11 protein-coding genes are annotated in these 11,502 nt (G+C 72.2%); all 11 read right to left on the reverse strand.

Annotated elements, in window-relative coordinates; translation table 11 throughout:
• Positions 1-208: 208 nt before the first annotated feature.
• The 11 genes from DEJ00_RS11475 to priA all read right to left on the reverse strand — a co-directional run bounded on the left by DEJ00_RS11475 (position 209) and on the right by priA (position 11,459).
• Positions 209-730, reverse strand: a complete 522-nt coding sequence (locus tag DEJ00_RS11475; protein WP_111057436.1) for a hypothetical protein — start codon at positions 728-730, stop codon at positions 209-211.
• A 150-nt stretch (positions 731-880) separates the two neighbouring features.
• On the reverse strand, positions 881-1,507 hold the full coding sequence (locus DEJ00_RS11480) for a hypothetical protein (protein ID WP_146247950.1): 627 nt from the start codon (positions 1,505-1,507) through the stop codon (positions 881-883).
• Between the two features lie 137 nt (positions 1,508-1,644).
• A complete protein-coding gene (gene der / locus DEJ00_RS11485; RefSeq protein ID WP_027464783.1) occupies positions 1,645-3,165 on the reverse strand; it encodes a ribosome biogenesis GTPase Der in 1,521 nt (506 codons plus the stop codon).
• A 185-nt stretch (positions 3,166-3,350) separates the two neighbouring features.
• A complete protein-coding gene (gene cmk / locus DEJ00_RS11490) occupies positions 3,351-4,046 on the reverse strand; it encodes a (d)CMP kinase (RefSeq protein WP_051596569.1) in 696 nt (231 codons plus the stop codon).
• A 197-nt stretch (positions 4,047-4,243) separates the two neighbouring features.
• Positions 4,244-5,356, reverse strand: a complete 1,113-nt coding sequence (locus DEJ00_RS11495) for a prephenate dehydrogenase (protein ID WP_111057438.1) — start codon at positions 5,354-5,356, stop codon at positions 4,244-4,246.
• A gap of 58 nt (positions 5,357-5,414) precedes the next feature.
• The gene (locus DEJ00_RS18810) at positions 5,415-6,203 is read right to left on the reverse strand and encodes a pseudouridine synthase (RefSeq protein ID WP_231495626.1); all 789 of its coding nucleotides are present in this window, start codon (positions 6,201-6,203) and stop codon (positions 5,415-5,417) included.
• A gap of 1,249 nt (positions 6,204-7,452) precedes the next feature.
• A complete protein-coding gene (gene scpB / locus DEJ00_RS11505) occupies positions 7,453-8,142 on the reverse strand; it encodes an SMC-Scp complex subunit ScpB (RefSeq protein WP_232749807.1) in 690 nt (229 codons plus the stop codon).
• Positions 8,132-8,935, reverse strand: coding sequence for a ScpA family protein (locus tag DEJ00_RS11510; RefSeq protein ID WP_258373660.1), 804 nt, complete (start codon positions 8,933-8,935; stop codon positions 8,132-8,134). Before DEJ00_RS11510 ends, scpB begins: the two co-directional genes overlap by 11 nt.
• Positions 8,919-9,794, reverse strand: a complete 876-nt coding sequence (locus tag DEJ00_RS11515; protein WP_111057441.1) for a ParA family protein — start codon at positions 9,792-9,794, stop codon at positions 8,919-8,921. Before DEJ00_RS11515 ends, DEJ00_RS11510 begins: the two co-directional genes overlap by 17 nt.
• A gap of 98 nt (positions 9,795-9,892) precedes the next feature.
• Positions 9,893-10,708: an SseB family protein gene (locus DEJ00_RS11520; protein WP_111057442.1), complete on the reverse strand. Its 816-nt coding sequence runs from the start codon at positions 10,706-10,708 to the stop codon at positions 9,893-9,895.
• A 4-nt stretch (positions 10,709-10,712) separates the two neighbouring features.
• Positions 10,713-11,459, reverse strand: a complete 747-nt coding sequence (priA, locus tag DEJ00_RS11525) for a bifunctional 1-(5-phosphoribosyl)-5-((5-phosphoribosylamino)methylideneamino)imidazole-4-carboxamide isomerase/phosphoribosylanthranilate isomerase PriA (protein WP_017885902.1) — start codon at positions 11,457-11,459, stop codon at positions 10,713-10,715.
• Between the last annotated feature and the right edge of the window lie 43 nt (positions 11,460-11,502).

The following is an 11,502-nucleotide window of genomic DNA, read 5'->3' on the forward strand; positions in this document are numbered from 1 at the left end:
ACAGTCCACGAGTCGATCGACGCGTGTGCTGTCGTGGTGCCGGTCCGCCCGCGCGAGCGTCGACGCCGAACGACATCGCCGACGTCGTACGACACCGACATCGTCGCTCCCGAGCGTGCGCAACAACCCGCGCCCGCAAGAAGCGACACCATCGACGTCGTACGACACCGACATCGTCGCTCGGCGTCGGTACCCGCCCGCCGGAGCCTCAGCGCCGGGCGGGCTTCGGGAACGTCGCCCGCATGTGGTCGCTCGTCAGCACGTCGCCGATGCCGACCATGAGCACCGAGAACACGATCTGCTCGATGACCATCCAGAACGGGTAGAGCCCGGGGATCGCCGCGACGATCAGCGTCACGATCGGGAAGATCCGGCTGAACAGCCGCAGCCGCTGGTACGCCCAGTAGTACCCGAGCTGCGCCCGCCAGGCGAACACGTAGAGCGTCAGGGTGATGAGCAGCACCACGGTGGACCGGAACCACACCGCCCACGACAGGGACTCCCCCGCGCGGGTCAGCAGCACGGCGACCACGATGGCGGTGAGCCCCACGACGGTCTCGGCGACGAGCAGCCACCGGATCCACCGGAACGAGCGGACGGTGTCCGGGTGTCCGAGCATGTCCTCGCGGATCACGTACCCGGACTGCCGGCCTCCGGCCAACCGGTCGAGCCGCAGACGGCACCACACGCGGTCGGCGAGCACACCGAGTCCGTCGTTCTGCTGCGTCACCAGTACATCGTGCCCCATCCCGGCGGCGGCAGCGGACGCGGCACAGCCACGAGCACCGATGCGGAACGACACTGTCGACGTCGGACGACCACGACAGTGTCGTACGGCGTCGGCACAGCACACCGGCACAGCCCTACCAGCGCGCCGCGCTCAGTCCGACGGGACGAGTGCCGCGCCGCCCAGCACGGTGCCGGTGTCGGCGTCGAGCAGGACCAGGGAACGGACCTCGTCGGGCAGTGACCACGGATCGCTGAGCACGACGGTCAGTCCCTGTTCGACCCCGGCGGCCTGGAACAGGTCGTAGGACTCCCCGGCCGGCGTCCACACCGGCTTCGAACCACCGCGCACCGTTCCCGCGGACAGCACGACGTCGACGGGGCCGTCCCCGCCGGTCTCCAGGTGGTCGATCTCCACCGCGAGCGTCTCGTCACTCGTGTTCGCGGCGATCCGGACGTGCCCGGAGGCCGCAGCCCCGATGCCGACGACGTCACCGGACACCGGCGGGACGCGGCGCCACCACGGGTCGATGGGCGAGCCGTCGACCGGACGGACGGGTTCGGGCTCGATCGGTTCCTCGAGGCCGTTGGACGGCGGCAGTCGGACGTCGGGCGACTGCGCCGGCTCGGAGGGCACGGGCTCGGCACGGGTGACCGTGTCGCCGTCGTCGGACGTGTGCGAGATCGTCCAGAGGGACACCGAACCCACGACGACCACACCGACGAGGACGCCCACCAGGGCGAGCCGACGTCGGTCCGCTGCCCACGGCCCGGTACGCACGCCCCTATGATGCCGCACCGGCGAGACGGACCGGCTCCGGGCCTCCAGGCCGAACACGGGGAGCCAGCCCACCGGAGCCCGGGCGCAGAACGCGCCCCGACGGATCGAGGCGCGTTCTGCGTGACGGGTGGGACGGCTCAGCGCTTCCGGCGCTCGCGCACCCGCATGTTGACGTTGATCGGCGTGCCGGAGAAGCCCCAGACCTCGCGGAGGCGACGCGTGATGAAGCGTCGGTACTGCGGGTCGAGGAACGCGGACGTGAAGAGCACGAAGGTCGGCGGCTGGCTCGACGCCTGGGTCCCGAACAGGATGCGGGGCTGCTTGCCGCCGCGCACGGGGTGGGGGTGTTCCTGCACGAGCTCGGCGATGAAGGCGTTGACCTTGCCGGTCGGGATGCGGGTGTCCCACGACTCGAGGGCGGTCTCGAGCGCCGGCACGAGCTTCTCGAGGTGGCGGCCGGTACGGGCCGAGATGTTCACGCGCGGGGCCCAGGCGACGTGCGCCAGGTCCTGCTCGATCTCGCGCTCCAGGTAACGGCGTCGCTCGTCGTCGAGCAGGTCCCACTTGTTGTAGGCCAGCACGAGGGCACGGCCGGACTCGAGGACGAGGTCGATGATCCGGAGGTCCTGCACGGACACCGGCTCGGTGACGTCGAGGACGACGACGGCGACCTCGGCCTTCTCGAGCGCGGCGGTGGTGCGGAGCGAGGCGTAGAAGTCGGCGCCCTGCTGCATGTGGACGCGCTTGCGGATGCCGGCGGTGTCGACGAAGCGCCACACCTTGCCGCCGAGCTCGATCTGCTCGTCCACCGGGTCGCGGGTGGTGCCGGCGATGTCGTTCACGACGACCCGCTCTTCACCGGCGGCCTTGTTGAGCAGCGAGCTCTTGCCGACGTTCGGGCGGCCGAGGATGGCCACGCGGCGAGGGCCGCCGACCTCCTGCTTGGCGACGGCCGAGGTGTCGGGCAGCGTCTTGATGATCAGGTCGAGCAGGTCCGCGACGCCGCGTCCGTGCAGGGCCGACACCGGGTGCGGCTCGCCGAGTCCCAGGTTCCAGAGTTCGTAGGCGTCGAGTTCACGGCGCTCGTCGTCGGCCTTGTTCGCGACGACGATGACGGGGCGGTCGGTGCCGCGGAGCATCTTGACGACGTGCTCGTCGGTGGCGGTGATCCCGACCGTGACGTCCACGACGAACAGCACGGCGTCGGCGAGGTCGATCGCGACCTCGGCCTGTGCGGCAACCGAGGCGTTGATGCCCTCGGCGCCGGGCTCCCAGCCGCCGGTGTCGACGAGGGTGAAGCGCTTGTCGTTCCAGTCGGCCTTGTAGCTGACACGGTCGCGGGTGACGCCGGGGACGTCCTGCACGACGGCCTCACGACGACCGAGGATGCGGTTCACGAGCGCGGACTTGCCGACGTTCGGGCGGCCGACGATCGCGAGCACCGGGTAGGCGGGCAGGTAGTGGACGCCGTCCTCGCCGACCTGACCGGCCTCGAGCAGGGCGAGGTCTTCGTCTTCGAGGTCGTACTCCTCGAGCCCGGCGCGGAGCGCGGTCGCGCGCTGCTCGGCCTCGGCCTCGTCGAGTCCGGCGAGCCGCTCGCCGAGGGCGTCGTCGTACTGGGGGAAGTCGTCGTTGTCCGGGTTGTCCAGCTGAGCCATCTTGGGTTCCTCGCGAGCGGCCGGGGCCGCGGTGTCGGTGGCCGTTGCCGGCCGGGGCCGGGGGTCCGGCCGTGGTGGACCGTCCCGCCGAGGCGGTCCGGTCTGCGTCAGTGCGTGATCGGCCCGCCGAAGCGGTCCGGTCTGCGTCAGTGCGTGATCGGCCCGCCGAAGCGGTCCGGTCTGCGTCAGTGCGTGGCCGCGCGGGCCAGGTCGACGACCGCCTGCACGGTCTGGTCGAAGTCGAGGTCGGTGGAGTCGAGCGTCGTGACGCCGTCGGCGGCGTTCATGAAGTCGACGACTTTCGCGTCCGCCGCGTCGCGACGAGCGAGTGCTGCGGAGGTCTCGGCGGCCGACTGGGTCGTGACCTCTGCCGAGCGTCGGGCCATTCTAACGGACTCGTCGGCCGTCAGCAGGATCCGGACCTCGGCGTCGGGTGCGACGACCGTGGTGATGTCCCGGCCCTCGGTGATGATGCCCGGGGCGTCGGTCTTCCGCATCACGTTCCGGAACAGCTGGACCAGGCGCTTCCGGACGTCCGGGAGCTTCGCGATGTGGGCGACCGCGCCGGTGACGTCGGGGGTGCGGATGGCCTCGGTCACGTCGGTCTCCCCCACCTTGACGTAGTAGTCGTCGGGGTCGGTGCCGATGGCGTAGTCGAAGGTGTCCCAGCTCGCCAGGATCGCCGCGGCGTCGTCGAGGTCGACCCGCTGCTGCAGGGCGTGCCACGCGAGAGCACGGTAGGCGGCGCCGGTGTCCTGGTAGCCGTAGCCCAGGGCGCGGGCGGCCGCGCGGGAGACGCTCGACTTGCCGCTGCCTGCGGGGCCGTCGACCGCGATGACGATCTTCGCCACGTAGGCGCCGTCGGCCAGGCCGGACGGCATCGGGGCGCTGGTCGAACCGGGCTCCCCGCCGGGTTCGCCGAGGCCGCCGGCCGGACCACCGAGGGGGCCACCCTCAGCACCGCCGCGTGCCCCGCCGCCAGGAGTCGGGGTCGGCGTCGGCAAGCCGGAGTCGGGCCCGTCGGTCCCACCGGCCGGAGCGCGTCCACTGATCACGCCGGAGTCGTTCGTGTCGTCGTTCAGGCCCATGCTGCTGCGATCCTCCATCCGCGCCCCTCGAGTTCCTCGACGAGTCGCTGTTCCTGCTCGGGCAGCACCGACACCTCGACGATGCCGATCTGTGCGCCCGGTGAGTGCTCGAGGCGCATGTCCTCGAGGTTGATGCCGATCTCCCCGATGAACGTCAGGAGTGCGGCGATCTGCCCGGGGGTGTCGTCGACCAGGACGACCACCTGGGCGAAGCGCTTGGTGGTGCCGTGCTTGCCGGGGAGCCGTTCGACCCCGCGGTTGCCGTCGGCGATCGTCTCGGCGATGGTGCGCGGCGAGCCGGCACCGTCCGGGTCGCCGAGCGCGTCGATCACGCGGGACAGGTCGTCGCGCAGGTCGGTGAGCACCGGCCGGATGTGCCCGGCGTTCGCCCCGATGATCTGCACCCAGAGCCCCGGGTCGCTCGCGGCGATCCGGGTGACGTCGCGAACGCCGCCGCCGGCCAGGCCGAGCGACCCGTCGGGGGCGTCCCGCAGGCGCGAGGCCATCAGCGTCGACACGAGCTGCGGCGCGTGCGAGACGTACGCGACAGCGAGGTCGTGCGACTCCGGGTCCATCGGCACGACGGTGGCGCCGACGTCGAGCGCGAGGTCCTCGACCACCGCGGCACGCTGGTACGTGATGCCGTCGTGCCCGGCGATCACCCACGGACGACCGACGAACAGGTCGGCGCGGGCGGCGGTCGGACCGCTGCGCTCGCGTCCGGCCATCGGGTGCGACCCGATGTAGCGGGAGACGTCGGCCCCGGCCGCCACCAGGGCGGCGAGCGGCCCGGACTTCACGCTGGCGACGTCGGTCACCACGGCGTCGGGGTGGGCGGCGAGCTCGCGCTCCACCACGGTCGCGACGACGTCCGGCGGTACCGCGACGACGACGAGCTCCGGCTGGTCGCCGGCAGCCGGTCGACGCCCGGCGCCGTAGTCCACGGCGAGCGCCAGCGCGGCGGGCGAGACGTCGTCGAGGACGACGTCCACACCCTTCTCGCGCAGGGCGAGACCGATCGAGGCGCCGAGCAACCCGGCACCGACGACCCGGACCGGGCCGCGCAGACGGCGGACGATGTCGGTCGGGGTCACGTCGGTCACCGGGCAAGCCTACCGATCGACGCTCGGGCATCGGTCGATGCCCGAGCGTCGGGTCCGGTCAGTCCGCCGACTCGTCCTCGTACTCGTCGTCGTCCTGGTCGAGGGCGACGTCGCGGTCGTCACGAGCGGACGGCTTCGCGTCACGGACGGTGCTGAGCAGCTTGCCCACCTCGACCGTGCCGAGCTCGCGCATCTTGCCCGGCGGCAGGCTGCCCAGGTGCAGCGGTCCGAACGACCGGCGGACGAGTTCGAGGACCGGGTGGTCGACGGCCTCGAGCATGCGACGGACGATGCGGTTGCGGCCGGAGTGCAGCGTGATCTCGACGAGCGACTCACCCCGCGAGGACTCGAGCAACCGCACCTTGTCGGCCTTGATCGGACCGTCCTCGAGCTCGACGCCCTCGGTCAGGCGCTGCACCACGGCGGGGTTCACGTTGCCGTGGACCTTCGCGATGTACGTCTTCTGCACGCCGAACGACGGGTGCGCCAGCACGTGTGCCAGGTCGCCGTCGTTCGTCAGGACGAGCAGTCCGGAGGTCTCGGTGTCGAGACGGCCGACGTTGAACAGGCGCTCCTCGTAGCGGTCCACGAACTCGGTCAGGTCGCGGCGACCGCGCTCGTCCTGCAGGCTCGAGACGACACCGGTCGGCTTGTTCAGCACGATGTAGCGCCGCGACGAGTCGATCTGCACCGGCACGCCGTCGACGCTGATCGCGTCCTTCTCGGGGTCGACACGACGCCCGAGGGCGTCCACGACCTCGCCGTTGACCGTCACGCGGCCCTCGACGATCAGGTTCTCCGCGACCCGGCGGGATGCCACGCCGGCAGCGGCGATCACCTTCTGCAGGCGCTCACCCTCTGCCTGGAGGCTCGGCTCGGCTCCGGCAGGCGCCGTTCCGTCCGCCGCGTCCCAGTCCTCGATGATGGGCCGTTCGGGCGTGCCCTCGGCCGGGTTGCCCCGGTCGTCGCGCTGCCCGCTCGGCTTCGGCGTGGTGCGGTCGCTGTTGCGGACACTCGTGGTGCCGCCGACGTAGCGGCGGCCGTTGTGCCAGACGCGGCTCTGCTGGCCGTCCGGGGTGCGGCGGTCATCACGCGGCGCGGAGCTGCCACGGTCGTCGCGGCCGCGGTACCCACCACGGTCGTCGCGCGGGGCCGAAGCACCACGGTCGTCACGGCCCCGGTAGCCACCACGGTCGTCCCGCGGGGCGGAGCTGCGGTCGTCGCGGCCGCGGTAGCCACCACGGTCGTCGCGCGGAGCGGAGCTGCGGTCGTCACGGCCCCGGTACCCGCCACGGTCGTCGCGCGGGGCCGAGTTGCCGCGGTAGCCACCACGGTCGCCGCCGCCGGATCGGTCATCGCGACCCCGGTAGCCGCCACGGTCGTCGCGCGGAGCCGAAGCCCCACGGTCGTCGCGGCCGCGGTAGCCACCGCGGTCGTCACGCGGTGCGGAGCTCCCGCGGTCGTCGCGACCCCGGTACCCACCACGGTCGTCACGCGGAGCCGAGCCACGGTAGCCACCGCGGTCGTCGCGCGGCGCGGAAGCCCCACGGTCGTCACGGCCCCGGTAGCCACCACGGTCGTCACGCGGAGCGGAGTTGCCGCGGTAGCCACCACGGTCTCCACCACCGGAACGGTCGTCACGACCCCGGTACCCACCACGGTCGTCACGCGGAGCCGAGTTGCCGCGGTAGCCACCACGGTCGCCACCGCGGTCGTCGCGCGGCGCGGAAGCCCCACGGTCGTCACGACCCCGGTAGCCACCACGGTCGTCACGCGGAGCGGAGTTGCCGCGGTAGCCACCACGGTCTCCACCACCGGAACGGTCGTCGCGACCCCGGTAGCCACCGCGGTCGTCACGCGGAGCCGAGGCCCCGCGGTACCCGCCGCGGTCGTCACGCGACGGGTACCCGCCACGGCGGTCGTCGTCACGCGGCGGGCGTGCGCCCCCGCGGTCGTCGCGACCGTACCCGCCGGAGCGGCCACCGGCACTGGAACCGGCCCCGCCGCGTCCGCCGGCCGGGCGGCCCGAGCGGTCCGGGCCTCCTGAGCGTCCGTTGCGGTCGTCTCGGTCTCGGGGCGCGCCGCGCCCCCGGTCGTCAAACCCTGCCATCGGGGATCCCTTCGTTCTGCTCGAAGCCGTCCGCACCGTCGTCCAGGAGGGGCGAGATGAGCGGCAGCTCGTCGAGCGAGTTGATGCCGAGCTGCTGCAGGAGCAGGTCGGACGTGACGTAGTTGATGGCGCCGGTCTCGGCGTCGGTGAACGACTCCTCGATGAGGCCGCGTGCCACCAGGGTTCGGACGACGCCGTCGACGTTGACGGCGCGGATAGCAGCGATCTGCGAGCGGGTGATCGGCTGCTTGTAGGCGACGACCGCGAGGGTCTCGAGCGCGGCCTGCGACAGCCGCGAGGGACGCTCGGCCTCGACGAACTGCTCGACCACGGGGTCCAGGTCGGCGCGGACGTAGAAGCGCCAGCCGCCACCGACCTCGCGCAGTTCGAAGCCACGGCGGATCGTGCCGTCGACGCCGTCGAAGTCGGCGACCAGGCGGTCGATCGCCTGGCGGACGGCGGGGACAGGCGACCCGACGGCAGCGCCGAGGGCGACGAGCGACTGCGGCTGGTCGGCGATCATCAGGATGGCCTCGAGCTGGCGGTCGATGGGGATGGTCGGGTGGGCCTGCGATGCGGTGCGCTCGTGGATCTCGCGCTCGATCGCGCGGGCGTCGGCCATCTCGTCGGCGCCGCCGGGTTCGGCGCTGGACGTGTCGTGCACGTCATCCGTCATAGTCGGCTCCCAGGTTCGCGAGGCTCTCGTCGGACCAGTCCTCGGCGGTCCACCGCAGTGTCAGCTCCCCGAGCGGCTCGAGCTGCTCGAACGAGATCGACGCGTTCCGGTACAGCTCGAGGATCGCGAGGAAGCGAGCCACCACGATACCCGTCTGGTCGACGCCCGCGACCAGTTCACGGAACGAGACGCCCTCACCATCACGGGTGCGGAGGATCGAGACGACGATCGCGGCCTGTTCGCGGATGCTGATGAGCGGGGCGTGCAGGTGGTCGAGGCCGACGGTCGGGATCTCCCGCGGGGCGAAGGCCAGCGCGGCCAGTGCTGCGAAGTCCTGCACCGACAGGGTCCAGACGAGCTCCGGCGTCCGCGCACGGAACCGCTCCTCGAGCCGGACGCTGCGGACGTGCCGGCGCGACTCGACGCCCCAGCGCTCCCCGAACCAGTCGGCGGCCTGCTTGAACGCCCGGTACTGCAGCAGTCGGGCGAACAGCAGGTCGCGGGCCTCGAGCAGGGCGACGTCCTCGGCGTCCACGAGCTCACCCTGGGGCAGCAGCCCGACGATCTTCAGGTCGAGCAGGGTCGCCGCGACGACCAGGAACTCACTGGCCTCGTCGAGCTCGTCGGCGGACTCGGCCTGCCGGACGTACTGGATGAACTCCCCCGTCACGGCACCGAGCGACACCTCGGTGATGTCGAGCTCGTGCTTCGTGATGAGCGACAGCAGGAGGTCGAACGGTCCGTCGAAGTTGGCGAGCCGGACCCGGAACCCCGCGTCAGACGACGGCGCCACGCTGGACGAGCTCTCGTGCGAGCTGCCGGTAGGCGTGGGCGGCAGGGTGGTCCGGCGCGGTCTGCGTGATCGGGCGTGCGGACACCGTGGCGTCCGGGAACTTCACGGTGCGGCCGATGACGGTGTCGAGCACGCGGTCGTCGAAGGTGTCGACGACCCGCTCCATGACCTCGCGGGAGTGCAGCGTGCGCGAGTCGTACATGGTCGCCAGGATGCCGTCGAGCTTGAGCGCCGGGTTGAGGCGGTCGCGCACCTTGTCGATCGTCTCGATGAGCAGGGCGACACCGCGGAGCGCGAAGAACTCGCACTCGAGCGGGATGAGCACGCCGTGCGCCGCGGTCAGGGCGTTCACGGTGAGCAGGCCGAGCGACGGCTGGCAGTCGACCAGGATCACGTCGTAGTCGTTCGCGACCTTGCGCAGCACGCTCGCCAGGATCTGCTCGCGGGCGACCTCGTTGACCAGGTGCACCTCGGCCGCGGACAGGTCGATGTTCGCCGGGATGACGTCGAGGCCGGGGGTGTTCGTCGGCTGGATGACCTGGTTCGGGTCCTTCACGGCACCCATCAGCAGGTCGTACACGGTGTGGATGTCGTGGGTCCGGACCCCGAGGCCGGCGGACAGCGCGCCCTGCGGGTCGAAGTCGACGGCCAGGACCTTGCGGCCGTACTCGGCGAGCGCGGCGCCCAGGTTGATGGCCGTCGTGGTCTTGCCGACGCCACCCTTCTGGTTGCAGAGCGCGATGATGCGGGCGGGTCCGGTGCTGTCGAGCTCCTCGGGCACGGGGAAGTCCCGGACGGGACGCCCCGTCGGACCGTGGGTGGTCGCGCCGGTGGGGTTGGTCGTCGGGTTCGGGCTCACCCCGTCATCGTACCGGCGACCTCGGGCTGGGCCGGGTCGCACCGCCGCGGGACCGTTGCGCTGCTGGCTGGCAGCTCGGCCGCGGGCGCTGCTGCTCGTCAGGCAGCGCGCAGGGCGACGCGCATGCTGTCGACCCGCTCGGCGATCACGGGGTCGGTCGACCACCGCTGCTGCAGCCGACCGACGAGCTCGCCGACCTGCTCTCGGTCGAGCCCCGGGTGCAGCGCCAGGCCCACCGTCAGCTCCGGCCCGGCGAACCGGCCGACCGGGTCGCCCGGCGCGAGTTCGACACGGGCGACGCTCGACTCACCCTCGACCGAGGCGGCGAAGGCGCGGGCCACGTCGGGGTCCTCGAAGCACGGGGCCCACGGCAGGTCCTGCCCGAGCGCCCACACCGCCGGACGACGCAGCACGAACTCGGTCGGCGACTTCGGGTCGAGCACGACGAGCTGGGTGTCCTCGCTCGCCGCGGCCATCGCCACACGGCGGGACTCCACCGGCACCGGGCGCGCGTCCGGGTCCCACGCGTGCATGGCGTCGACCGAGGTGAACGCCGGCATGACGCTGCGACCGTCCGGACCGGCGACCGTCACGATCGAGAGTTCCTGGGTCTTGTCGACGAGCTTGCCCTCGTCGGTCTCCCCCACGTCGCCGGCCTCGGCGATGAGCGGGATGAGCAGGCGGGCGGTGCGGAGTGCCTCGACGATCGCCGCCTGGGAGGCACCGCCGGCGAGCGCACCGATCGCGGCGACCACCGCGGGGTCGGCGAGTCCGTCGTCCTCGGCGAACGCGGTGTCGTGGTGGTCGAACGTGCGGCCTTCCCACGAGAAGCCCGCCGAGTCCGCGGCCCCGCCGGGCGTGTGCGCGTCGTCGGCGTCGGGCCCGGTGCCACGGCCGTTCGAGATGCCCGCCACAGCGTTACTCGGAGGCGATGTCGAGTGCGGCCGGCAGCGTGAACGCCCCGGAGTACAGCGCCTTGCCGATGATCGCGCCCTCGAGCCCGTACGGCACGAGTTCGCGGAGCGCACGGAGGTCGTCGAGCGTGGAGATCCCGCCCGAGGCCACCACGGGCTGGTCGGTCCGGTCGCACACCTGGCGGAGCAGCTCGACGTTCGGCCCCTGCAGCGTGCCGTCCTTGGTGACGTCGGTCACCACGTAGCGGGCGCACCCGGCGGCTTCCAGCCGGTCGAGCACCTCCCACAGGTCACCGGCGTCCTCGGTCCAGCCGCGGCTCGAGAGCGTGGTGCCGCGGACGTCCAGCCCGACGGCGATCTGCTCGCCGTACTCACCGATCACACGGGCGGCCCAGTCGGGGTTCTCGAGCGCCGCGGTCCCGAGGTTCACGCGTGCCGCACCGGTCGCCAGTGCCGCTTCGAGCGAGGCGTCGTCACGGATACCACCGGACAGCTCGACGGAGACGCCCTCGACCTCGCGGACGGCGTGCGCGATCACCCGGCGGTTGTCGCCACGGCCGAACGCCGCGTCGAGGTCGACGAGGTGGATCCACTCAGCGCCCTGGTCACGCCAGGTCCGGGCAGCGGCGACGGGGTCGCCGTAGCCGGTCTCGCTCCCCGCCTCGCCCTGGGTGAGTCGCACGGCCTGTCCGTCGACGACGTCGACCGCCGGCAGCAGGACGAGGGGTGGGGTGTCGGTGAGGTCGGTCATGGTCCTGTCGGTTTCGTTGCGGTGGAGAAGGGGTTGCGGACGG

Source organism: Curtobacterium sp. MCLR17_039, from assembly GCF_003234745.1.
Lineage (GTDB): Bacteria > Actinomycetota > Actinomycetes > Actinomycetales > Microbacteriaceae > Curtobacterium > Curtobacterium flaccumfaciens.